This window comes from Vibrio sp. 970 (genome assembly GCF_033339075.1).
This window is the reverse complement of record NZ_JAWOTW010000003.1, coordinates 435,207-458,393: the sequence shown is the minus strand read 5'-3', so window position 1 is coordinate 458,393 and position 23,187 is coordinate 435,207. Positions and strand designations below refer to the sequence as shown.

Annotated in this window: 17 protein-coding genes, 1 tRNA gene and 2 pseudogenes; 9 read left to right on the top strand and 11 right to left on the bottom strand. The window is 43.2% G+C overall.

What is annotated here, in order from left to right; translation table 11 throughout:
- Window positions 1-152: 152 nt before the first annotated feature.
- Entirely contained in the window at window positions 153-1,403 is a 1,251-nt protein-coding gene (locus tag R7Q11_RS06940) for a DEAD/DEAH box helicase (protein WP_225466323.1), read from the top strand.
- A 151-nt stretch (window positions 1,404-1,554) separates the two neighbouring features.
- Here R7Q11_RS06940 and R7Q11_RS06935 read toward each other — a convergent pair whose 3' ends face one another.
- A complete protein-coding gene (locus R7Q11_RS06935) occupies window positions 1,555-1,971 on the bottom strand; it encodes a VF530 family DNA-binding protein (protein ID WP_005375544.1) in 417 nt (138 codons plus the stop codon).
- A gap of 418 nt (window positions 1,972-2,389) precedes the next feature.
- Between R7Q11_RS06935 and R7Q11_RS06930 the strand changes: the two genes are divergently transcribed.
- A complete protein-coding gene (locus tag R7Q11_RS06930) occupies window positions 2,390-3,847 on the top strand; it encodes a DUF3360 domain-containing protein (RefSeq protein ID WP_005375642.1) in 1,458 nt (485 codons plus the stop codon).
- A 131-nt stretch (window positions 3,848-3,978) separates the two neighbouring features.
- On the opposite strand, the pseudogene trpB reads toward R7Q11_RS06930, so the two are convergent.
- The 4 genes and pseudogenes from trpB to R7Q11_RS06910 form a co-directional block, all read right to left on the bottom strand.
- Window positions 3,979-5,202, bottom strand: a pseudogene (gene trpB, locus R7Q11_RS06925) (tryptophan synthase subunit beta).
- A 400-nt stretch (window positions 5,203-5,602) separates the two neighbouring features.
- A pseudogene (locus R7Q11_RS06920) lies at window positions 5,603-5,911 on the bottom strand (S1 RNA-binding domain-containing protein); the annotation flags it as partial.
- A gap of 359 nt (window positions 5,912-6,270) precedes the next feature.
- Complete coding sequence (locus R7Q11_RS06915; protein ID WP_005375644.1) at window positions 6,271-6,483, bottom strand: cold-shock protein; 213 nt, start codon at window positions 6,481-6,483, stop codon at window positions 6,271-6,273.
- Between the two features lie 306 nt (window positions 6,484-6,789).
- A complete protein-coding gene (locus R7Q11_RS06910) occupies window positions 6,790-7,038 on the bottom strand; it encodes a hypothetical protein (RefSeq protein ID WP_005375646.1) in 249 nt (82 codons plus the stop codon).
- A 289-nt stretch (window positions 7,039-7,327) separates the two neighbouring features.
- Here R7Q11_RS06910 and pcp point away from each other — a divergent pair, with 289 nt between their 5' ends.
- From pcp to R7Q11_RS06890, 4 genes are all read left to right on the top strand, one after another.
- The gene (gene pcp, locus R7Q11_RS06905) at window positions 7,328-7,966 is read left to right on the top strand and encodes a pyroglutamyl-peptidase I (protein ID WP_017821091.1); all 639 of its coding nucleotides are present in this window, start codon (window positions 7,328-7,330) and stop codon (window positions 7,964-7,966) included.
- 197 nt (window positions 7,967-8,163) lie between these two features.
- A complete protein-coding gene (locus R7Q11_RS06900) occupies window positions 8,164-8,427 on the top strand; it encodes a hypothetical protein (RefSeq protein WP_005375648.1) in 264 nt (87 codons plus the stop codon).
- Between the two features lie 63 nt (window positions 8,428-8,490).
- Window positions 8,491-9,477: a CobW family GTP-binding protein gene (locus tag R7Q11_RS06895; RefSeq protein ID WP_017821090.1), complete on the top strand. Its 987-nt coding sequence runs from the start codon at window positions 8,491-8,493 to the stop codon at window positions 9,475-9,477.
- Window positions 9,478-9,647: 170 nt separating this feature from the next.
- Window positions 9,648-10,940 (top strand): DEAD/DEAH box helicase, encoded by a 1,293-nt coding sequence (locus R7Q11_RS06890; protein ID WP_005375652.1) that lies wholly within the window; start codon window positions 9,648-9,650, stop codon window positions 10,938-10,940.
- Window positions 10,941-11,006: 66 nt separating this feature from the next.
- Here R7Q11_RS06890 and R7Q11_RS06885 read toward each other — a convergent pair whose 3' ends face one another.
- The 3 genes from R7Q11_RS06885 to R7Q11_RS06875 all read right to left on the bottom strand — a co-directional run bounded on the left by R7Q11_RS06885 (window position 11,007) and on the right by R7Q11_RS06875 (window position 15,921).
- Window positions 11,007-14,033: a DUF6701 domain-containing protein gene (locus tag R7Q11_RS06885; RefSeq protein WP_225466322.1), complete on the bottom strand. Its 3,027-nt coding sequence runs from the start codon at window positions 14,031-14,033 to the stop codon at window positions 11,007-11,009.
- Window positions 14,034-14,340: 307 nt separating this feature from the next.
- On the bottom strand, window positions 14,341-15,180 hold the full coding sequence (locus tag R7Q11_RS06880; protein WP_025768977.1) for an arginase family protein: 840 nt from the start codon (window positions 15,178-15,180) through the stop codon (window positions 14,341-14,343).
- A gap of 6 nt (window positions 15,181-15,186) precedes the next feature.
- The gene (locus tag R7Q11_RS06875; RefSeq protein ID WP_005386192.1) at window positions 15,187-15,921 is read right to left on the bottom strand and encodes an IclR family transcriptional regulator; all 735 of its coding nucleotides are present in this window, start codon (window positions 15,919-15,921) and stop codon (window positions 15,187-15,189) included.
- Window positions 15,922-16,268: 347 nt separating this feature from the next.
- Here R7Q11_RS06875 and R7Q11_RS06870 point away from each other — a divergent pair, with 347 nt between their 5' ends.
- Complete coding sequence (locus R7Q11_RS06870; RefSeq protein WP_025768976.1) at window positions 16,269-17,741, top strand: EAL domain-containing protein; 1,473 nt, start codon at window positions 16,269-16,271, stop codon at window positions 17,739-17,741.
- On the opposite strand, the gene modF is transcribed toward R7Q11_RS06870, so the two are convergent.
- Window positions 17,729-19,183 (bottom strand): molybdate ABC transporter ATP-binding protein ModF, encoded by a 1,455-nt coding sequence (modF, locus tag R7Q11_RS06865; RefSeq protein WP_225466321.1) that lies wholly within the window; start codon window positions 19,181-19,183, stop codon window positions 17,729-17,731. The genes R7Q11_RS06870 and modF overlap by 13 nt on opposite strands.
- A gap of 285 nt (window positions 19,184-19,468) precedes the next feature.
- Here modF and R7Q11_RS06860 point away from each other — a divergent pair, with 285 nt between their 5' ends.
- The gene (locus R7Q11_RS06860; protein WP_025768974.1) at window positions 19,469-21,019 is read left to right on the top strand and encodes a PAS domain-containing methyl-accepting chemotaxis protein; all 1,551 of its coding nucleotides are present in this window, start codon (window positions 19,469-19,471) and stop codon (window positions 21,017-21,019) included.
- Between the two features lie 161 nt (window positions 21,020-21,180).
- Here R7Q11_RS06860 and R7Q11_RS06855 read toward each other — a convergent pair.
- Window positions 21,181-21,271 (bottom strand) — tRNA-Ser (locus tag R7Q11_RS06855).
- A gap of 329 nt (window positions 21,272-21,600) precedes the next feature.
- Here R7Q11_RS06855 and R7Q11_RS06850 point away from each other — a divergent pair.
- Window positions 21,601-22,281 carry a MaoC family dehydratase gene (locus tag R7Q11_RS06850; RefSeq protein WP_005375670.1) on the top strand — a complete coding sequence of 227 codons (681 nt, stop codon included), beginning with the start codon at window positions 21,601-21,603 and terminating at the stop codon, window positions 22,279-22,281.
- Window positions 22,282-22,344: 63 nt separating this feature from the next.
- Here R7Q11_RS06850 and R7Q11_RS06845 read toward each other — a convergent pair whose 3' ends face one another.
- The gene (locus R7Q11_RS06845; RefSeq protein ID WP_017635752.1) at window positions 22,345-23,169 is read right to left on the bottom strand and encodes a phosphate ABC transporter substrate-binding protein; all 825 of its coding nucleotides are present in this window, start codon (window positions 23,167-23,169) and stop codon (window positions 22,345-22,347) included.
- Between the last annotated feature and the right edge of the window lie 18 nt (window positions 23,170-23,187).

The window sequence follows — 23,187 nt, the reverse complement described above, 5'->3', positions numbered from 1 at the left end:
ATCGAAATCATTAACTCATGTTAGTGAAAGGAAGTTCCTGAACCCTATAGTGCTTCTTTCACCAATCTTCTGTTTGGGCCATTATCTCTAACATCCAGACGCGAAATAGCATAAGATACACGGCCTTTACTAGCACTGAGCCACTCATCGTAATGACAGATAAAACACAGCAAGCGACATTTGCCGATCTTGGCCTGATTCCAACATTAGTCGAGCGACTAGAAGCGTTGGAATACAGCCAACCGACGCCCATTCAATCCCGTTCTATTCCTGGTATCCTTGAAGGGAAAGATATTATTGGTGGTGCCAATACGGGGTCTGGTAAAACCGCTGCTTTTTCGCTGCCAATCTTGCAAAAAATTGTTCAGCAAGACGAATCAAACAATCGCCGTGGCAACTTCGTTTCCCACCTGATTTTAGTACCAACTCGTGAGTTGGCATCACAGGTGGCATATAACGTCAAATCTTACTCATACCATCTCAGAGATAAGATCAAAACGGTTGCCGTATTTGGTGGTGTATCGGTGAACCCACAAATGCTAGCGCTTCGCGGTGGCTGTGACATTATCGTAGCTACGCCGGGTCGATTACTTGATCTGGTATCCAGTAACGCGATTAAGTTGAACCAAGTAGAAACGCTCGTCCTTGACGAAGCCGACCGAATGTTGAGCCTCGGATTTACCGAAGAACTGAATAAGATTCTTGCGTTACTACCAGAGAAGAAACAGACGCTGTTATTTTCTGCAACTTTCCCTGATAAAGTGACGACGTTGGCTCAGCAGTTGCTCCGCGACCCTGTTGAAGTTCAGTTGCAGAGCGCAGAAGCCAGCACTTTGGTGCAGCGCGTGTTTAGTGTAAATAAAGGTGAGAAGACGGCGGTACTCGCGCACTTAATCAAACAGCATCAGTGGCGACAGACTCTGATTTTTGTGAATGCTAAGAATGCCTGTAATCATTTAGCTCAAAAGTTGTCAAAACGCGGTATTACCGCTGAAGTTTTCCATGGTGATAAAGGGCAGGGCGCTCGTACTCGTGTCCTTGACGGTTTTAAGTCTGGCGAGATTCAAGTTCTTATTGCCACCGATATCGCAGCACGCGGCCTTGATATAGAAAAACTTCCAGTGGTGATTAACTTCGATCTTCCGCGTAGCCCTGCTGATTATATGCATCGAATCGGTCGTAGTGGTCGTGCTGGTGAAGTAGGTTTAGGGTTATCTCTTATCGATTACGACGACTACCACCATTTCAAAGTGATAGAAAAGAAAAATAAGTTTCAACTTGAACGCGAGCAGGTAGTCGGTTTTGAAGTGGAAGACGATCAGAGTGAAGCCTACTTTTTACCAATGAAGCCGCGAGCGAAGCCTGCAGGTTCGGGTAAAAAGAAGAAAAAGCGTAATCAATAGAAAACGTAAACTACATGTGAGTTTAATTACGGGAGTTGTTGGAGAAATGGAATGCTCACTAGCTTGAGTCTTCGCTTCTAGCCATTCCTTTAAAGAACAATAGAGCCCTGCTGGAGCTACCAGTAGGGCTCTATTGCTTTTGAAGATAGTGTTATTGGCGACGAGCAGGGCGCCCGCGAGGTGAACGCTTTTTAAATGCAGACGCTGCTTTGGCTTGTGACTTAAGAATAGAGTCAACGGTTAGCGGCATTGGCTCTTTAGGTTCAAGGCCATGAGGGAAGGTACGAGCTCTTGGTGGTAAGTTGTATTCTTCTTCGCTCGCGCGTGGCATGCGCTTAAAGCGATAAAGGTAAAAGTTTTCTAATTTTTCTCTCGCCCATTCGGTTTTCTTTAAATACTTCACGCTACTTGCAATCGAAGGCTTAGTGTTAAAGCAATTAAAGCGCATTGCTGTATCTAGAATGTCCCAGCCGTAAAAATCCACTAACTCTTGCAACATAGTCTCTAGCTTTAATCCGTGCAGTGGATTGTTCTGTTGCAGCTCGATTCTCTCTTCGTCAGTCATCATTTTTAAGGGCCTTACTCATTAAAGGGCGGAGTTTAACAAAGTATACAATGTAGAGATATCGATAGTTACTTTGCGATGGATGCGAGCACAGTGCTCTCTACCTTGAAAGTATAAATCGGAATTGGCCGCTCTACTTGGCTCTCTGCTCAAAAATGACTCTTAAAAGTTCAAGCGTCCCAGCTCGATGTTAAATTATTGTGTAATAAGTGAGATTTTTGTTGTTCTTTTACTAATGTCTAATATTCCTACCCATAGCAACACATGCTTAATAAGCTCAAAATCAAAATTGGTTCATGCCGCTTTCTTAGTATGGCCTAGAAGTTTGATGTGGGTGTTGTCTCGTATTGGTCGAAGGCCTGTCTACCAAGCGAAACTCTAGTTGACGTAGTTCAACGTTGAAACATAAAAGGATGACTCAATGTCTGACAAAAGTAAGACTTTTTACAGGGATGTGCGCAAAAAACCGCATGAATTTGAAAACCGAGAAGACTTTCTAAATCATGATTTAACCGTCATGAGTTTCCGTCGCTGGGGAATTCATTTGCCCTCACGTGATTACAGTATTGAAATCGAAGACTGGGTACCGGCATTAGCAGCAACCATTGGTAAAGTGGTTATGGTCACTGCCATGGTTTCCGCTTTTGCTGCTCAGTTTGGTTTATCTCCGGAATTCATTGCAGAAAACGTGCGTTACGAATTACTTATCGCTGGAGCCCTGTTCGTCATCCTGTTTTCTGCCATCCTAAACCCGAATGCAAACTTAGCGGGAACCCATGGCCCAATGATACCGCTGATTCCTATGATTGCAGCTGCAGGAGGGCACCCTCTCGCGCTAGGTTTGATGGTATGTGTTTTTGGGTTAATTCTCGCCTTAACCAAAGGTGGCTCTAAACTCATGACTCTGACTGGTATCGGGGTTCGAGGAGGGTTGTTGATCTACCTTGGTGCCGTTGGGTTGCTCGGGCAAATTAATAAGACGGAAGCGTGGGCTGCAAGTACGGACCAAGGTTACATTTCGTTTGTGGTCATAGGCCTAACCGTTATGGTTTACGCTTACTTAGCCAAGATCAATAAACGTTGGCTCGCTATCCCATTGTGCTCTGCACTCGCGGGTATTGTTGCTTATTTGATGGGCGCTGAGTTTGCCTTTACCACAGAACCGGGCCTGCCTAATTTCAGTCCATTCTACTGGTGGGGTGAAGATACAGGCTGGCAGCTAGGCTGGCCAACCCTAGAGCACTTTATTGCCGTGACTCCATTTGCTCTACTGGCAGTCGCTATGTGGTCCCCTGATTATCTCGGCCATCGTGTGTTTCAAGAACTTAACTACCCAAAAGAAGCGAAAGGTGTACTCATGGATGTCGACGACACGATGGTCGGAGCATCTGTTCGTCAGGGGGTTGGTTCACTCTTAGGGGGCGGAAACCTAGCTTCTTCTTGGGGAACGTACATGATTCCTGCCGCAATTGCCAAGCGTCCTATTCCAGGTGGCGCTCTGTTGACGGGTTTCATGTGTATTGCGGCGGCGGTAATTGGCTACCCAATGGATCTAGCAATGTGGGAACCTGTTCTGCGCGTTGCTTTGATTGTGGGTGTATTCTTACCACTTTTAGAAGCGGGTATGCAGATGATCCATAAGCATAAAGATTCACTCAGTGCAGGTATCTGTATTTTTGCCTGTGCATTCGTTAATCCAGTCTTCGGTTGGGCAATCACGATGCTGTTGGATAACCTCGGGCTTATCGGCGACCATGAGCGTGCTAACGAACTATCGCGCAAAGATAAATATCTGATTCCTGGCACTGCGTTTATCGTTTGTGCAGGCTCCCTTGCTATTGTTGGTCAGCTTCCAGGCATTCCAGCTCTTATCGGTTAATCGAATTATGCTCTAAAGGTATAGTGAGAGCAGTGAGTAAAGGGACTTGCTTCTTAAAATAGTAGACAAAAACAAAAAGCTACCTAGTACCAGGTAGCTTTTTGCATGTAGGGTTAGGCTACGGAGTTAGGCTATATGAGTGATTCAATGCCGTATTTTGCGCCGTAGTGTTCAACGACAAAATCAATGTCTTTGTCACCACGGCCTGATAAGTTGATCAAAATCGAGCCGGTTTCTCCTTGCTGTGCGAGTTTAATTGCGTAAGCGACAGCGTGTGAGGATTCAATAGCAGGGATTATTCCCTCTTCACGAGACAGCTCAAAGAAGGCATCAATCGCTTCGTCATCACTGATTGAGCCGTAATTGACACGGCCAATGTCTTTTAAGTAACTATGCTGAGGCCCAACCGATGGGTAATCCAAGCCACTTGCTACAGAGTACACTTCCTGAGGTTCGCCTTACGCATCTTTAAGCATGTAAGACTTAAATCCGTGCATGATACCTGGCTCACCGAGTGTGAGTGTTGCAGCATGCTCGCCAACCTTTTGCAAAGAGCGGCCCGCAGGTTCAACGCCGTGAATGGCGACTTGTTCATCCTGTAAGAAAGCAGTAAATAGCCCCATCGCGTTAGAACCACCTCCAACGCATGCGACGAGATTATTGGGTAACTTGCCGGTCATTTCTTTGAATTGAACTCGTGCTTCGTTACCGATAATTGATTGGAAATCTCGTACCATTTTAGGGAATGGGTGAGGGCCAACGACAGAGCCTATCGCATAAAGTTGTGTATCAGGATCTTTCAGATAAGCTTCGAATGCAGAATCTACCGCTTCTTTGAGGGTTTTGCGCCCATGAGTGGCAGGAATGACATTAGCACCAAGGATTCTCATGCGGACGACATTCGGATGCTCTTTGGCGATATCAACTTCACCCATGTAAATATCGCATTTCAAGCCAACCAATGCCGCGGCTGTAGCAAGCGCAACACCGTGTTGCCCTGCGCCAGTTTCAGCAATCAGTTTCTTCTTACCCATCTTTTTAGCGAGAATGGCTTCCCCTAAGCAGTGGTTAATTTTATGTGCGCCTGTATGGTTTAAGTCTTCGCGCTTTAGGTAGATGTCTGCTCCGTATTTTTTAGACAAGTTTTCCGCATGGAAGATTGGGCTAGGTCGTCCAACAAAGTGCTTATACAGGCGAGCGAGTTCCGCTTTAAATTCAGGATCTTTGCTGCATTCCTAATAAGCTGCGTTGATGTCATGCATGATTTGTTCAAGCTCAGGTGGAACAAAACTACCACCGTATTCACCAAAGTATCCTTCTTCGTTGGGCATAGTGAGATCAAACGAGTTTTTCATTATTTACATCCTAGTTAGCGAAAGTATTGATACTTTTATACCCAAAATTTAGAAGTGGTTGTGTGATCAGTTGCTTAAATCAGAGTTCGCGATCTAGTGCACTAGTTAAAAAGTACAGCTTGTGTAGGGGATAATAGTTGTGATGTAGAATCAGGTGGTTTGAATCGGTGCAAAAAAGCCTCGAGAGATCCTAGGCTGTCATAAGAACCTCTCGAGGCAAACAGAGTGCTGGAAATACACTCTGCGATGGTGTCTGGAAACAAAAATTAGATTCGTTTCCTTTGTCAGATATTAGGGTTTTAGAATGAGTCGATGTCAGCGAAATGTCACAAGTTAATTGCGGTATTAAAAGCTTATTTTTTATTTTTGATTAATGGATTAGAAAGTAACCTAAAACAGACTAACCTACCGTGTGTTCTGCATCTTTTAAATTGAACATGATCTTTCTTTGTTTCGAATCGACGTTTTTAACCAATACGTGCACTTTAGTCCCTAAAGTAAACGTGGTGCTCTGGCTAGAAATTTTTTGTTTGACTGCATCAAATTCGAACTCACCATTTTGGAAACTTGATAAAGGAATGAGACCTTCGATTCGGTTTTCCTCTAACTCAACAAATGCTCCGAAGTGTGTGAATCCAGACGCTGTCCCTATAAAGTGTTGTCCGATAAATGGCTTCATGTAATGGCATTTCAGTGCAAACTCAATCTCTCAGCTAGGGATAATGTGCTCGTAATTATTAGAATTTATTGATTGAGCAGATATATTTAATTTCATTTTTTCTCTTATATTCGCCAATCGCTTTTATTTTATAAACTTTATTTTTATGAGCAAAGCATGAGGCGAAGTGATTCAGATATGAATGAGATTAATTTAGTTCCAAACTGGAATTGCAAGGTAGGCGGTGTGATTACCTAAAGATGTATACCAAAGTGACTTTATTGAAAGTGATTAATGATGGTGTGGGAGAGGTAAGTGATTTGGGTATATAAACTTAGATAGAGAATAGTAAGGGCAGTAATAAGTGGAAGGGGATTGTGGCACCAACAACATTGATGCCACACAAAGAATTACAGTGCAGTTACTTCAGCTGCTTGTAAACCTTTGTTACCTTGTTCAACAACGAACGATACTTTTTGGCCCTCAGTAAGAGTTTTGAAGCCTTCAGAAACAATAGAACGGAAGTGAACGAATACGTCATCACCGCCATTGTCTTGAGAAATAAAACCAAAACCTTTAGTTTCGTTGAACCATTTTACTGAACCAGTTAATTTATTAGACATAGATACCTCTATATTTGATTGTTTTAAATATTGAATTTTTAGCTAATATCAAGTGCTACTATATGATTTTAGAGATAACTATTTTGTCGCAGGAACGTAAACGAGGAATTCGATGTGGAACTGAGAGAAACTTTGATCTTTAATTACATTAATAGCTCTTTCCGTAAGAGCTGATGTGCAGTATACCGACAAAATTAATAAAGGCTAGCCTTTTCTTTTTTATTTTTTGAGTACACCAAGCGCATTGCTTTCAAAGCATACGCTTGGTGTATAAGACGGCGTGATGTTATAGGTGGCGTCGAGCGCTTAGTGTTTTCTGGTTGGGCCGTTACGAACGATGTCTTTACCATTGTCATATACGTGCTGCGAAACCCAGCGACCGAGGAGCAATTGGTGCTTTTCTCCTAATACGGCAACAAATGGACGGCCATCGGTATTAGAGGTGGCTAGCGCAACGCCAGTGACACCTTCAAGACCCAGAGCGCCGCTTTCTACTAAATGCAGAAATGCCTCTAACTCTTCAATCGTTTCGATTACATGGTTATCAATATTCATTGTATTCAATCTCTTCGAATTGCATTGCGGTCGCGTACTCTACCTAAGTTAAGCGTGGAAACCAAGCTTCTACGTGCGTCATGTAATGAGAGAACCTTGCCCTGCCACTAATCATCAATAAGTTAGTCTCGATAGTCCGGAACTTGCCTAGATTCAATGAGGCAGAAAACACTCTCTGGTTAGACATGAGTCACATAATGTTGTCTGGTTTATCTCATCAATACTTTTGCTATTGGATGGGGTGAAGGGGAGTGCAATAATTTGTGAAACTCTTTTCCTAAAGGCTGTTATGAAGAAAGTCCTGATTACCGGTTTTGAACCTTTTGGTGGTGACGCCATTAACCCCGCCTTAGAAGCGGTCAAGCAATTAGAGGCCGCGGCCATAAAAGGAGGTGTGATAGTTACTTGCCCAGTCCCCGTAGTTCGATATGACTCGGTGAAAGTCGTTATTGAAGCAATAGAAGCGCACCAGCCAGACTGTGTGATTACTGTAGGGCAAGCGGCCGGGCGTAGCGCGATAACCCCAGAGCGTGTCGCAATCAATGTCGATGATTTTCGTATTCCAGATAACGCTGGTCATCAACCGATTGATGAACCCGTGGTGGCTGATGGTCCTGATGCTTACTTCTCGACACTACCGATAAAGCGTGTTGTGCAAACATTGCAAACGCAGGGTATACCTAGCCAGATTTCCAACAGTGCTGGAACATTTGTATGTAACCACCTTTTTTATGGCATCCAACATTACTTGAAAGACAATCCGATTCGTCACGGGTTTGTTCATATTCCATTATTGCCAGAACAAGCAGCAGATGGCAGTCAGCCTTCTATGTCTCTGGAGATGATAGTCGAAGGGCTAAGGCTGGTGGCGCAAGTTTGTATTGCCAATGAAAACGACATATTGGTCAGCGGCGGGTCGATTTGCTAGTAAGTGTTTTAAAATCCAGTAAGTATATGAAAGATAATAATAAGCTCGTCGTTTGATGTTGTAGTAAATGTTAGCTTTGTCAAATTTCACAAGTAGCGAAAGGAGTAGCATTGAATAGTCAGGTTGGATGTTGTTCAAACTGGCATTCCTCTAGTACAGGAGGTGTTAGGGGCTAACTTTACGAAAGGCGAGTTATTATGAAAAGCAACAAAAGTAAGTCAATCGCACTTATCTCTGTCGTTGTTTTCGCGTTGGCTATTGCTGCGCTTAAATTCGAAAACACGCTCGGAGTTCTTCCCATCGTAGTCGCTATTATCGCGTTTTTTACTTGCGTTATTTATACCAGTAGATACCTGTCTGATATGAAGCGTTCAGAGTTGATAAGTCAACCCAAACAAGCTCGAAAAATGTGTTCCAACGCATCACGCAATGAGCTTGATGCGTGCGATAAAAAGCGTTGAAGCGAGTCACATTCTCCGTATACTTTGCTGGAGCATTAATGCACTAACGTGTCGGAGATAAGCATGTCAAATCGAGTACCAACCAACATACTGACCGGATTTTTGGGTGTCGGTAAAACGACCACGATTTTAAATCTACTGAAGAACAAACCGGAAAAAGAAAACTGGGCGGTTTTGGTCAATGAATTTGGTGAGATTGGCATCGACGGTGCATTGATGACCGACCAAGGCGCGCTGATTAAAGAAGTGCCGGGTGGTTGTATGTGCTGCACTGCGGGTGTGCCGATGTCGGTAGGTATCACCGCATTATTGCGTCAAAAACCGGACCGTTTATTGATTGAGCCGACAGGCCTTGGTCATCCAAAACAGGTTATCGCGACGCTTACCTCACAGCAGTATGAACCTTACGTTGATCTTAAAGCGACGATTGCCTTGGTTGATCCGCGTAACTTAAGTGATGAAAAGTATCTTTCTAACCAAAACTTCGTGGACCAGTTAGACAGTGCAGATGTGGTTATTGGTAGTAAGGTTGACCTATGTTCCAGCCACGACCTTGATGTGTTTAATGACTGGGTGACGGACCAATCCCCTTCAAAAGTATTCAGTAAGCTTATTCATGACGGTGAGTTGCCGATAGAAGTCTTGGATATTGAGCGGGTTTACGGCAGCGCTTCTTCCCATATCGAGTCACATCATCATGACCACGCTCATCAAGAGCCTCAATTCCAATTGGCGCCTGGTGAAGCCTTTGTGCGCAAAGAGAACAAAGGGCAGGGTTATTTTAGTTGTGGGTGGTTGTTTGGGGCAGAGTATAAGTTTGATTTTGAAAAGCTTTTCTCTATGCTTTCGGACTTGACCGCAGAGCGTGTTAAAGCAGTGGTCAATACGGATCAAGGTTGTTACGCGTTTAATGTTGCCAACCGAGTCGTGTCGGTGAATGAAATCAGCTTAGAAGGCTTTGAATCACGATTAGAAGTGATAGATTCTCAGCTGTTGCCATGGGATGAGCTTGAGCGAATTCTCCTTCAGTTATCTGGCATCAAACATTAAATCGCGCAAAGGTTAAACGAAAACGGTGAACCACTAATATATCTGTGCTCACCGTTTTTTCTTTTGTAGGATTTCAATGAGAAAAGTGAGATAAATCACTCAAATTCGGGTATAGTGCACGGCTAAATTTTTAAAGCTATTTTTAGTGGTTTGTTTAAGGAATACGCTCAATGTCATTTTCATCTCAAGGTTTTGCGCCAGAAGTGGTTAAAGCACTGGCAGAATGCGGTTATGAAAAGTTAACGCCAATTCAACAGAAGGCGATTCCAATGGCTCGCAAAGGCCATGATATTTTCGCTACAGCACAAACAGGTACTGGTAAAACGGCTGCGTTTTCTCTGCCTATGATTCAGCAGTTGCTAGACAGTAACCGTAGCGCTTCTCGTAAGACTGCTCGCGCACTTATCTTGGCTCCAACTCGTGAGCTTGCTGAACAAATTGCTGACAACATCAAAGCTTACACGAAGTACACGAACCTGTCGGTGGCTGCGATTTTCGGTGGCCGTAAAATGTCTTCTCAAGTAACGGCATTAGAAAACGGTGTAGATATCCTAGTGGCTACACCAGGTCGATTGGAAGAGCACATTGAACAAGGTAATGTCTCGGTCGCACACTTAGAGTTTTTAGTGTTTGATGAAGCAGACCGTATCTTGGACATGGGCTTTATTCACGCAGTACGTAAGATCATGCTAGATGTGGATACTGATCCGCAAATTATGATGTTTTCAGCAACGACTTCGAGCCAACTAAATCTGTTAGCAAAAGATATCCTGCGTAAGCCTAAGCGTATTGAAGTTGAGCGAGCGAATACGACAGCACAGACAGTTGCTCACGTGTTATATCCAGTTGATCAAGAGCGAAAAACGGAACTGCTTTCGGAGCTGATTGGTCGTAAGAACTGGAAACAAGTGTTGGTATTTGTGAACTACAAAGAGACCGCAAACGAAGTAGTAAAAGAGCTGAAACTTGATGGTATCAAAGCGGTGGTTTGTCATGGTGACCGTGCTCAAAGTGCTCGTCGTCGTGCGTTAGAAGAGTTCAAGTCCGGTAAAGCACGTGTCATGGTGGCTACCGATGTCGCTGCTCGAGGTCTAGATATTGAAGATTTACCTCACGTTGTGAACTATGACATGCCTTTCCTAGCGGAAGATTACGTTCACCGAATTGGTCGTACAGGCCGTGCAGGTAAACAAGGTCATGCCGTTTCATTTGTAAACCGAGATGAAGAGCTCACGGTTGTTCAGGTTGAAAATCTAATCCAGCAGCGAATTCGCCGTATTGAGCTTGCAGGCTATGAACCAAAACAGCGTGAATCTTACATTGAAAAGCTGCACTCAAAACCAGCGTTTAAGAATCGTCAAGGTCGTCGTAATAACCCGAACCAGTCGGCAACAGACCAAGGGTCGGCAGAGCGTCGTCTTGCTATGGTGAAGCGCCTGAAAGCGCGTCGTGGCGCAAAGTAAATTACATCCGTTTTAGATGAAAAGAGCCCCTCAATATAGGGGCTTTTTTTGTTTTGTCGTTTCGCGTTAATTTAGGCCAAGCATATTTGGCTCACCACGATAAATAATGCGATCGTTTCCTCGGTGAACACCAAACGTAACTGTAACAGGTGGATTTTCCTCTTCACTTGTCGTGTTATCCCAATCGTATTTCAGCCAAGGGATGCGATTACCTGAGCCGTCTAAATCCAGGTGGAATTGTATTTGCTCGCGTGCTGAGTCAATTTGGCTTGCAACGATATCGGTCATTCTGCCAATACTCATCGTTCCAACGCCAGAAAGCAGGGCGTTGTTTGCTAGCGCATGAGACCAAATTGGCGTGCTGAAGTAATATTCACCACTCGCCGTTGTTGAGCTGTCATCGAAGTTAGTCGTAAATCGACCGTTTTGCCAAATTTCCACATCAAGTGGCACTTTGATCACCATGCCTTGGTTGCCACCTACATCTTGAAAGTTCAAACGACCGAATCGAATGTCTGGTTGTTTTGTGAGCACTTCGCTATCGTCGAAGAAGTTTACCTCATCAACGGCTTTAGTCGTGACTAAACCTATTTGGCTGCTGTCACTGTTAGTCCCTTTATTAAATGGGCCATCAGGGTATTGTTTATCTGTCGTGTTCTTTTTCCAACATGGGCTATTGTTACAAGTCGCATTGGTCGAGGGCTTCTCGATCACAAACGTTCCAACACTCGCGCTACCCAGTAGTTTCCAGTCTACCTTCTTAGGCTTAGGCGGCAAAAACCGATCGGAGTATGAGCTTAGCTCGCCTAAGTCGAAATGTTGTTGAAGGTTAGATGAAAAGTGGACGTAGTTCTTCACGTTTTCCTTATTCGCATTGAGTGCGACAACATCGTAAGTGACTTTCTCAAAAGGTTGATTCATGTAAGCAAAAGTTTGGCCATGTGGGTAGTGCCATTCTTGGTCTTGCACTTGAAAATATTTTGGGTAAAAACGACCGATGTAACGATAGCTTTCGTTAACAGTCATACCTAGATATTTACTTTCTAGGTTTGCTTTTACTCTCAAGCTCCCGACTTCTTCCCAATATAATCCATTAAAGACGAATTGATCATTCTTGGCTGAATTATGCGCCTGAGCCAGTGAGTCACTACTTTTTAGCAATTTTGAGGTTTGGTTCGCTGTCTCTGATGGCGTATGTTGCTCACTCGACAAGACAACCGATGCTGCTGGAGCGTCATCAAGCATAAAATTACGGGTGATAGAAGCATCACAATAGCGTGCTGATTCAACAGACCCACTTACAGAGCCGTCAGGTTGCCAAATGATTGGTTTCACCGTTAGAGAGAAAAGTTCTCCGGCAGCAAGAAACCCTTCTCCTTGTTCAGAGGTGCCAGAAGGCAAAGCACGTTGGTTGTCACAAATAGCGAGTGTCCATGGTCGCGAGTGCACATTAAATGTCCCTTTCACTTCCACTTTGCCTTCTTCTGGACATTCTTCAAATCCCTCACATTCAAAATGATCGGACAATGTCACTTCAAATATGCCGGACTCGTTCGTGATAAGACCATGTTCAGACAAGCCGTCTTTAAATTCCGCTGAATAGCTAAAGTTTCCTTCACTTCCTCCTAATGGTTGAACCAATGGATGAAAAATCTTAGGCGTACCATTGTAGTTGCTTGCCACTACAGGTTCGCCGGTGGAGGCACAAGCAAGCAATCGCGTATGCACGTTTTCTGGTTTACCTGCAATAACGCGTATTTCATTTAAAGTTGCGCTTTTCGTCTTTGAGTAGGCCTCAAACATAAATGGCGTAAACATAAAGCGAACAGTTTGATGCTTGCTCGTGTCTTTCGCCATAGTGAAAGTTAGTGTGTAGTTGGTATCTAACGAGATCGTATCAATATTATTCGGAACCACTCGAACAACAAGTTCACCATTCTCGTCAGATATAAATTGGTTGGCTCCTAATGTCTGCTGACCTTTAACCACCTCTAAAGTGAACAAGTCAGGGTGTGATAGGACAGCACTGACTTCTGCGCTTACAACTTCTCCATTATTGGTTGTTGTTGCTGTAAATTGCGGAAGATCGTCGCCGCACATCAGTGCCATGTCGTCCGATGGTGTGACGCTGAGGTTTAAGTCGTTCTCCGATGGAGGCTGCATGCTGCAATTCGGAACATCTTGAGGGGTGATTGGACAGACTTGGGAAGAGTAGTGACAATCAGCCTCGCCCAATCCACAGTATTGCGTGTATTTGTTGTCTTGTGCTTTCGTTTGTGCACTTCCTGGCGTTTGTTGGATTTCACCACAAACTTGACTAGGCTGATTTGGAGCGTTGTTGAAGTTCAATGTTTGGAAGTATTTAATTGCTGCGGTGGAACTATAGAATGAGCCACTTAATGTAGCTGACGATCCTACAGATTCAGCCGTACCATAGATCGACATATCTTTTATAATCAGAGATTTGTGCGCAGAAACATCACCGACGACAAAATGGTCTTGTAAAGGATGGTTTGTTTTTAGGTGTAGTGTTTCGCCTTGTGATTCGACCTTACCACAGATGTTTGTATTAAATATATTGGTCGTGCTGTGAGTCAAAATGTCACCAATAATGGTGTTGTACTCACCATTAATATGAAGGGCCTCACCTGTTAGCTCTATATCCCCATCGATGAGTACGTTATGCAGCTTTGTTGGATAAGCCGATAGAAGATCACCATAGATAACAGTGTGCTTGTTTTGGTAATCGTCGAGGTTTGATGCTTTCTCATTGTTAACCGTTAATCCGGTAGCGAGGGCGTGTAGAGAGATACGTTTATTGGGTTCACCAATTGTATTATTCCCCTCTAACACAATGCCATAATCTGCTTTTAATGTTATCTCTTTTTCCGGTAATGAGGAGACAATTTTATCACCAGCGGGTAGGACTAGTTTCCCTGTACAGCGATAAGTCGTGCCATCGCTTTCGATACTAAAACTCTTGTGTGAGCAAAGTTGGCCTAACTCAGATAGATCTTTTACGTCATAAGTGGTGGCGTGTGAGGTTAGCGGTAAAAAAAGAACCGCAGTGAAAATACTGCAAAGACGCATCATCAAATGTCCTAATGAGTGGAACAAGATGGCATCAAGCGAGCGTGAGCAAATGCTCACTGAAATTGGAATAGCTGCGGTACTTTTTTGTTCTGAAGCCGCTTAGTTATTGAACTTTGGTTATTTTTTATTTCGTATGTCATACCAAAGTTTAGCGGCCTTATTACAACGTAAGTGTCAGGTTAGTTCAAGAGGCAAGTGTGATGTGTGTCGATTTATATGTGTAACTATTTGTTAGTTAAGGATAATAAGTAAGCATGTTGGTTCAGAATCAGGAAGGACGCGATCCTGATTCTGAACGTTTATAACGCTAGGCAGCGTGAACGATGAGTGGAGCCATCTGATATAACTCTTCTAGTATGGCTTTCGTTTGTCTCGAATACACCAGACAATCTCGATCGCCAACGAGCTGAATTGCTCTCACTTTACCTGCAACCAAACATTGCCTAATCGTGCGTAGAACCATTTGGATATCAATTTCTGACGCGCCATCAAGGCTGTTTTTGGTTTTTAGAGATCCAAGGTCGATACTAATGATTATTTGGTCGCAGTGGTCTAGGTAATTGCCGATCTGTTGCTTAACATTATTGCGATGACGAAAAGAAAACTCTTTATCGGTTACCCAGTCACAACCTTGATCCTCCGCGTATTCCCACGTTTCTTGCTTTGTATCTTGTTCGCTAACACCAGCAAAAAATAATCGCACGTTTTGATAGCGAGAAAGAGCAAAATGAAATGCCGAGCCTAAACGTGGTTCAAGTGTTGGTTTCAAGTTCATGTCATGTCCAATATTTACCACACCCACTTCGTCTCGATAGGACACGACCACAGGTAACATGGACAAGATTGCCTCGGTACAGTTAGTGACTAAAACAGGAATTGAGTGGCGAGAAAGCGAAAGGCTTAATGCTTCCTGAAACTCGCCATTTTCCAGCTTGTCGTGGTTGAAGTGACCAAAGTTTTCAGCGGTTTCATGATCATGTTGTTGGTAAAGCCAATCACTAGCATTTTCCAAACTTTGATCAGCTAATTCAAACGCGCCCTTAGACATGGGTGGCAAATACTCACACACTGTCATAAAAGAAAAAGGGTAATGTTGCGGCTGTTTCACTGTGTGATGGAGTTTATAGCGTTTGAAAAAGCTTAACATGATGAATTACCTTTCTGGTGGTAGTGCCCTTGCCGCTTGCAGTACATGTAAAATAATGCGCTGCTTATCCTTTTCGACTCGGTGGGCCGGAGCCATCACCGAGACTGCGCCAATCAGTTTGCTTCCTTTCATTACCGGTGCGCTAATACCTGAAACACCAGGGTCAATCTCAGAAGTACTGACGGCATATCCGTGTTTACGGATGGTTGTGAGCTCTTTTTCCCACTCGTCGCGTCGGTGATCTTGATTAAAGTATCTCAAGATTTTCTCGCATCGACTTTGAGGCATAAAAGCGAGCATCACTTTAGATGAGGCACCGCGCAGCAGAGGTTGACTTTGACCCTGGACGAAGCTGCAACGCAGCGCCTGCATACTTTCTTTCTGTCTGACACAAAGCGCACGATAACCCGCTGGTACCATATAAGCGGCCATTTCCCCGGTTTGTTGTACCAACCTAGCCAGTATGGTTTCGACCATGTCGAGCCCATGTTGCGCGGTCTCATAGCTGTGCATGAGTAATAATGCCGCCGGACCAACGACAAATGTCTTGTCGTGAACGCTTTCTTCGATCAAGTTCCACTCTTTAAGCAGTTTTAAGTGTCGGTAAAGGCTGCTTAAAGGAACGTTCAATTGCTCGCTTAGCGTTTTCGCAGAAACTGGGAACGGACTAACTGCAACTTGCATTAACAACTGCAGTGATTTTTCGTTTACCTGGTTAGCATTAGCTTTGTTTGTCGTCATGAGAGTGTTGTAACGTGTTGTAGGAGTTACGACAAATATAATTCTTAATCACTGAGAAAAGAAAAATAATTTTAATGGGTAATTCTTACATGATGAGAAACAGACAGGTAAAGACTTTCGCAAGTACCGATAGACATAACATGGTGTCGAATTAAAGTCTCAGGTTTGAGGCGCTTGATACTAAATTGGAACAGGAGTGATTAAGACATTGTTTAGTTTGCGGTATTACTCAGCGTTTCGCATACTGAGTTAATCCAAACAAATAATGTTAAAAACGTGAGTTGCTAGCGGGTATCGGAATCGAGGTACCATCTCAGTAAATCGGTTTTATAAAAGGTTACTTTTATATGCTGAATAAGGCGATTTTTAAAAAAGCCATCATTTTTCTTCTGCCTATTCCTTTGGTTATTGGAGAGGTTTTGTATTTAGCTCGTGAAAGCGTGCAAAACAACCTCAATCATTTATTAGAAAAAAATGTGCAAATTGCAGATGAAATTTTATTCCAAATAGAGACAGAAAACCGCACGGCGCTGCTACACCCTGAACGATGTGAAGAGCTCCAGCAAAGCTTAATGTTTGAACGAGATATTGAAGAAATGCTCATTGTGAAAGAGGGAGTCATTACTTGTTCTTCGAAATTGGGAAGTATCTCTAAACCGTTAGCTGAGCACATCACCTTTCCCAAGGGACAAACGCTAGCGCTTGGTAGTGTTGATAGCTTGTACGATCAGTTTTTGCTAGTGGTAACGGAAGGAGAGCGCGGTTATCAAGCCGTAACGATTATCGATCATGACTACTTTAATGCGACAATAGGGTTTAACAACGATTTACGCCTAAAACGTTCTGCGCTGTTTATCCATGAGCAAGTTTCACCTGAAGGAGCATTAAGAGCGGGAAGTAATCCTATCGGTATCAAATCGTCGCAAATGTTTGAGTATGAAGCTTTGAGCGAAGCCAGCGATCTTTTCGTCAAACAGAGAACACTTTCCTATTTTTTGTACTCAATTCCAATTATTTTCGTGATCTACCTTTGCTTGTATGCGTTGAATAAGTTTATTGATCCTCATCGCAATTTGATACTGGATCTTAAAAGAGCGATAAAAAGAGGAGAGTTGACCCTGTATTACCAACCGCAAGTTAACGTTGATACCGGCCAGTTATTCGGGTTTGAAGCGCTAGTGCGATGGGAGCATCAAAGTAAGGGGTTCATTTCTCCGGATGAGTTTGTCCCTGCGGCAGAGCAAAGTGGATTGGTTTTTTTACTTACTGATTTCGTTCTGGATAAAGCGGCAGAGGACTTCAGTAAATTAGGCTTTGATCAGCCTGTCCACCTTGGTATTAACGTGCCGCCTGGTTATTTAGTCGGACCAAACGCGATCAGAAAAATTCAATTGCTCGACAGACAGTTGAGCCGAAACAAAGTCTCATTAGGGGTAGAGATAACGGAGCGTCAGCTCATTGATTCAGAGGCGAGAAAATGCATTGCAGCGCTGCGAGTGCATGGTATTGATGTGCTGATCGATGATTTTGGAACTGGCCAAACCTCGTTAGCATTTCTACAGCACATGCGCATAGATTACTTAAAAATCGATAAGTGCTTTGTCGAAACCATTGGTATTCCTAGCCTTAGTGCTTCTGTCTTAAAAGCGATGGTTCACTTCGCGGAAGAATTACAAGTACAATTGATCGCTGAAGGCGTGGAAACCATAGCGCAAGCTGAACACTTAAAGCAGATGGGAGTGAGATATCATCAGGGATACCTGTACTCCAAACCATTACCTTATGAGCAGCTTGCGCAGCGAAGTCATTATGATTGGTAGACGTTAGCTCTATAACACTGAGCATTTTCATCAAACACAAACTCTAACTCATTTTTGATGCTATCTAAGCGGTCTTCTTGGTAGTGAGACACATACAATAGTTGGCTTAAATTCTCTCTAGCGATGAGTTCAAGTGTGTTCTTAACTAACCGTCTACCCAAAAAATCTAACCCTTGATACGGCTCGTCCAAAATCAATAATGTGGGTTGTTTCACGATGGCTCTTGCAATCAGTAATAGTCGCTGCTGGCCGTACTCTAATTGCTTAAATGAGGTTTTTTTGTACTGGCTCATATGTAAGATATCGAGCCACTCGTTTGCAATATCCATCTCTTTGCGAGTTGGCTGGTTATACAACCCAATCGAATCGTAAAATCCTGACAAAATGACTTCTAATGCGCTGCAATTGACTCGATATTGGAGGTGTAGCGCTGAAGACACCATACCGATATGCTGCTTAATTTCCCAGATTGTCTCGCCAGTACCACGCTTTTTACCAAAAATATCAATGTCATTGCTGTAGCATTGCGGATGATCGCCAAAGATCAATCCAAGTAAGGTACTCTTTCCACAACCATTTGGACCTTTGACCTGCCAATGTTGGCCCTTGTCTATGCGCCAGTTCAAGCCAGTAAAAATCTTCTTATCGGTGTATTCAACAGCCCCATTCTTTAGTTCAAATATTGGGTTGTTGAATGGTGTCGAGTGCTGATGCTGACGTATCAAGCTCATCATTTCTTCACTCTGTTGTTCTGACTGAGATTTAATTTGTCCAATGATTGGATGATTATCCCAACTGGACTTATCCATTGTACTATCAAGCTTTCCTGCACTGAAAAGCGCGATGCTATTGATCCACTCAGGCATGTTAGATTCGCGAGAGAAGGTTATGAGTAGTTGCACATTTTGAGAAAGCGAGTGTAAATAGCGAGCGAGAGCAGCTCGGTGCGCAATATCTAAGCCAGTAAATGGATTATCGAGTAATACTAAGTCAGGTTGTGTGGCTAAAGCTCGGGCGAGCATTACTCTTCTGGTTTCTCCGGTAGAGAGAACACGGAAGCCACTATCTCTAAGATGACTTAGGTCGAGATCATTAACTAGCTGTTCAGTTAAGTTAGTGTCTTGGCTCTGTTCTAGGATTAATGAATAAACAGTGCTTCCTTGGTCGATACGATCAAGAAAATCCGTATCATCTTTTTCTAATTCTCTTTCCAGTAATCGCTGTTGCTCTGATAACGACACTTGCGCAACGGATAGCCCATTTAGCTCAATTTCCCCACTATTTGGTGACATTTCATCACAAATAAGGTCTCCAAGCAGAGAGCCAATATCTCCATCCGCGCTGAATATCCCCCAAGACTGCTGAGTGTTAATTTTCCAATCGTCAATAAACAAGTGTGTCGTGTTTCTCTTAGCTGCAAGCTGACGAAAGTGAATAGTCATTGTGTTTGTCTTCCTTGTTTTCGTTTTAGTGGATTACTTATAACAATTTACGAACTCAGTACGGAAGCGCTTTTGTGTATTAATTTTGAACAGTGCTCAGTCTTGTGCATATCAACGAAGCCTTGTATTAGAGGATAAAAATGCGACTAGAGTCATTAAGTAACAAGTAAGCTTGTCAATAATTTTGTTTTATTTTTGAATCAATCTATCATTATGCATGTAAATGTTATGCTGATAAATTCATATTTGCCGTTTGTTAATTAATCAATGTAAGGACACATGTTTATGAGTGAAACGGAATACGATTACCCTTCGAGTTACAGCCTAGTTTCCATTACCGATACCTCCAGTTACATCAAATATGCCAGTGAAAACTTTAATGAAGTAGCGGGGTTTGATGAAGGGGAGCTTATCGGTAAACCCCACAATGTTGTGCGTCATCCTGATATGCCAAAACAGGCTTTTAAAGATTTATGGACTCACCTGAAAACTGGCAAACACTGGATGGGAATGGTCAAAAATCGACGTAAAAACGGCGGCTATTATTGGGTTGACGCGTTTGCTTCTCCTATAAAATCTAATGGTGAAGTTGTGGAATACCAATCAGTGAGATTTAAACCTGAGCGTATACACATCCAGCGAGCGGAAAAAGCGTATTCGAAGCTTCGAAATAATCGTAAGCCGTGGAAAATGTATCTTCCTCGTACACGTTTGTGGATGAGATCGGCCTTCTTCCTTTTAATTTCAAACCTTCTTGGCTTACTCATTCTACAAATGAATCAATCACCAGTGATAGCGTTTGGCGTTGTTGCGTTACTTTCCGTTTTCTCTATTTATGTATTAACCAGACCAGTTGAGAAGCTCGCTAAACAGGCTAGGCAAGACTTCAACAATCCACTCATGGAATATATTTATTGCGGAAGAATCAACGATCTGGCTGAGATTGAGCTGGGTATGAAGATGCGTAAGCAATTTGCCAATGCGCTATTGGGGCGCGTTGGCGTGTCTGTAAAAGACTCTTGCGAAAAAACGCGCGCAAGTGCTAACAGTGCTGCGACAAATAGCCAGCAAGTGACGGAGAACTTAAGCGCACAGAAAGTGGAGATTGACTCGGTCGCAACAGCGGTCAACGAGATGCAAGCCTCTTCATCTGAGATATCAAATAATGCTCAAGCGACCGCCGAGGCTACGTTAGAAGCGCAAAATACGATGATAGACAGCCGTAGCGTTATCGATAATGTTAACCAATCGGTACTAGAGCTGGTGGGTGAGCTCGGCGAAATATCTAAAGTGGTCATACGTTTGAACCAACAAACCGAGCAAATTGGAACCGTTGTTGAAGTCATCAATGGTATTGCCGAACAAACTAATTTATTAGCGTTGAACGCTGCAATTGAAGCCGCGAGGGCAGGCGAACAAGGCAGAGGGTTTGCCGTTGTAGCAGATGAAGTGAGAACCTTAGCTAAAAGAACTCAGGAATCGACAACAGAGATTAAATCGGCCATTGAAGGGATTCAAAATGGGAGCAAATCAGCGGTTTCTGCGTTAGAGAAAGGTAATGAAATGTCGACCGGAACGGTAACATTGCTAGGTACTGCTTTGGATAGCATTCAACAACTGGAGTCCCTTGTTCAGGACGTCGTCGAACGAAACCAACAAATTGCGGTCGCGATAGAAGAGCAGGTTTATGTAACGGATGAAATAAATGAAAACATCCAGTCGCTTAATTTAAAGTACAGTGAATCGTATGAACTGATGACTGAAACGAATCATATGAACACCAAAGTGCAAAATTGCACCAATGACCTGTCTGAAATGATTAAGAAGTTTGCTTAAACTTTAGAAAATCGAAGTTAAAAGCCCGCTAAACATTAGCGGGCTTTTAACTGGAATATAGTGAAGTGCTGGATTCGCTTACGAGCGAGGATTTCTAAATCTCGTTTTTGTAAGAGCTAAAACGACGAGAGCTCGCAATAAATGCGAGCTCTCTAAATAAGTGGCGGAGAGATAGGGATTTGAACCCTAGATACGCTATTAACGTATGCCGGTTTTCAAGACCGGTGCTTTCAACCACTCAGCCATCTCTCCGTTGTGGGCGGTATAATAAGGAGCATAGTCCGACTTGTAAAGTGCTGAATTATAATAGAAGTACTGTTTGCTTGTTTTATGATCACTGATGTGATGTTGGACAGTTTGAAAACGGAGTGAAAAAGGGACAAAAAGTACCAATTTATAGAGTTTTTACTTTATATTGGCGCACGTCAATAAAATGGTGTTTTATTGTTATCTTGCTGATATATAAGACATAACATGCTTTTAGGGTACATGTGTTCGCCCGAAAGTATTTGCAAGACTTTGTGAACTAATTCAAAATTAACTGGTATAGCCAGTTGTGCTTAGAATTCTTAAGGGTGTTTATGAAGGTCACAAATCTATTTAAAGACAAAGTTGATGCGATTTCTGCTCATCAATCCGAGTTTATGAATTGGATGTCTCCAACGTTACGCGATTATTGGAGTGACTTTTTGGGGAAAGCTCAAAATAGCTTTCTTTTCTCAAAAGTTCGTGATCACCAGCAGCCAGCCGTCAACGAAGAAGTTGCACCTCAACCTGCACCGATCGTAATGGCACCTGAGGCTCAAAAGCTTTATGACGAGTTAAGTGAAAAAATTGGCGAAGTTATTCACACTGGTGATTGGGTTCATGTGTCTCAAGAACGTATTAACCAATTTGGTGCGGTAACGGAAGACATGCAATGGATTCATACAGATCCAGAGCGTGCTTCAACTGAATCTCCATTTAAGACAACTATCGCTCATGGCTTTTTAACATTAGCATTGCTGCCTAAACTGACGGATTCAGTCGATCCAGACAAGCCAATGTTCCCAACAGCTAAAATGGTAGTTAACTTGGGTTTAAACCAAGTCCGTTTCCCTTACCCTGTCAAAGCAGGCAATAATGTTCGTGCAGTCAGCACGTTAACAAAAGTAACGCCAATCAAAAAAGGTTTGGAGATTGAGCGCGAAATTAAAGTGGAAATTGAAGGTATTCGTCGACCTGGTGCGGTTGTGGTCTCTGTAATTCAACTGCATTTCTAATTCCGAAACCGGATAGAACACGACATAGTAAAAGAGAGCATCAGGGTGCTCTCTTTTTCATTTTTACTGATTAAAGTTTTTTACTGGCGTATAACCGTAATCTGCAATCGCTTTTTGTCCCTGCTCTGAACGAAGGAAAGCGATAAAACCTTTACCTGCATCGCTAATCTTATCTACTTTGTATAGCACTAGGAATGGTCGCGCCAACTTGTACTTATGATTGCTAATGTTTGTCGAGGTTGGGTCAATACCATCTAACTGAATCGCCTTGATCGAGCGATCTACTGACCCTACAGAGATAAAACCAATGGCGCGAGTGTTATGGTTAACAATGGTTTTTACCATGCTGTTGCTGTTTACAACCAAGTTGTTTGGGCTGATATCCGAGACAAGGCGATCATTAACGATTTTGGTCAGTCCCAGCAAGCTTTCGAAGCTGTAACGTGAACCTGAAGACGCTTCTCTAGTAACCACCGCGATAGGCTGATCTGCGCCCCCGACCTCTTTCCAATTCTTAATCTTACCTTTGTAAATATCAAACAGCTGTTGCTGAGAAAGGTTTTCTACAGAGTTGGTACGGTTTACAACAACAGCGAGGCCATCATAAGCGATAGGGTATACATTGAGATCTTCACCTTTTTCGCTTTCAGTCAGATAGCGAGAGCTCATGCCTATTTCGGCTACTCCTTTATTGACCATGGTGATACCAGCACTCGAACCAATGCCCTGAACAGCAACGTAATCGTCTGGGTGTGTTTTGTTGTATTCCTCAGCAAGTACATCCATCACACGAGCAACCGAAGTTGAACCCGAGATGTTGATTTCTTTTGCAATGGTAGGGAGGGAGACTGCTATGGCCAATAACGTCGCCACAGTAAAACGTAACATATTAAACTCCATATACGG

Excerpts from the sequence above, each read along its gene's own strand:
- R7Q11_RS06880 (WP_025768977.1), bottom strand. The coding sequence starts at position 15,180 with ATGTTAAGCTTTTTCAAACGCTATAAACTCCATCACACAGTGAAACAG.
- R7Q11_RS06885 (WP_225466322.1), bottom strand. The coding sequence starts at position 14,033 with ATGATGCGTCTTTGCAGTATTTTCACTGCGGTTCTTTTTTTACCGCTA.
- R7Q11_RS06940 (WP_225466323.1), top strand. The coding sequence starts at position 153 with ATGACAGATAAAACACAGCAAGCGACATTTGCCGATCTTGGCCTGATT.
- pcp (WP_017821091.1), top strand. The coding sequence starts at position 7,328 with ATGAAGAAAGTCCTGATTACCGGTTTTGAACCTTTTGGTGGTGACGCC.
- R7Q11_RS06935 (WP_005375544.1), bottom strand. The coding sequence starts at position 1,971 with ATGATGACTGACGAAGAGAGAATCGAGCTGCAACAGAACAATCCACTG.
- R7Q11_RS06890 (WP_005375652.1), top strand. The coding sequence starts at position 9,648 with ATGTCATTTTCATCTCAAGGTTTTGCGCCAGAAGTGGTTAAAGCACTG.
- R7Q11_RS06860 (WP_025768974.1), top strand. The coding sequence starts at position 19,469 with ATGAGTGAAACGGAATACGATTACCCTTCGAGTTACAGCCTAGTTTCC.
- R7Q11_RS06915 (WP_005375644.1), bottom strand. The coding sequence starts at position 6,483 with ATGTCTAATAAATTAACTGGTTCAGTAAAATGGTTCAACGAAACTAAA.
- R7Q11_RS06930 (WP_005375642.1), top strand. The coding sequence starts at position 2,390 with ATGTCTGACAAAAGTAAGACTTTTTACAGGGATGTGCGCAAAAAACCG.
- modF (WP_225466321.1), bottom strand. The coding sequence starts at position 19,183 with ATGACTATTCACTTTCGTCAGCTTGCAGCTAAGAGAAACACGACACAC.
- R7Q11_RS06850 (WP_005375670.1), top strand. The coding sequence starts at position 21,601 with ATGAAGGTCACAAATCTATTTAAAGACAAAGTTGATGCGATTTCTGCT.
- R7Q11_RS06895 (WP_017821090.1), top strand. The coding sequence starts at position 8,491 with ATGTCAAATCGAGTACCAACCAACATACTGACCGGATTTTTGGGTGTC.
- R7Q11_RS06870 (WP_025768976.1), top strand. The coding sequence starts at position 16,269 with ATGCTGAATAAGGCGATTTTTAAAAAAGCCATCATTTTTCTTCTGCCT.
- R7Q11_RS06900 (WP_005375648.1), top strand. The coding sequence starts at position 8,164 with ATGAAAAGCAACAAAAGTAAGTCAATCGCACTTATCTCTGTCGTTGTT.
- R7Q11_RS06910 (WP_005375646.1), bottom strand. The coding sequence starts at position 7,038 with ATGAATATTGATAACCATGTAATCGAAACGATTGAAGAGTTAGAGGCA.
- R7Q11_RS06875 (WP_005386192.1), bottom strand. The coding sequence starts at position 15,921 with ATGACGACAAACAAAGCTAATGCTAACCAGGTAAACGAAAAATCACTG.
- R7Q11_RS06845 (WP_017635752.1), bottom strand. The coding sequence starts at position 23,169 with ATGTTACGTTTTACTGTGGCGACGTTATTGGCCATAGCAGTCTCCCTC.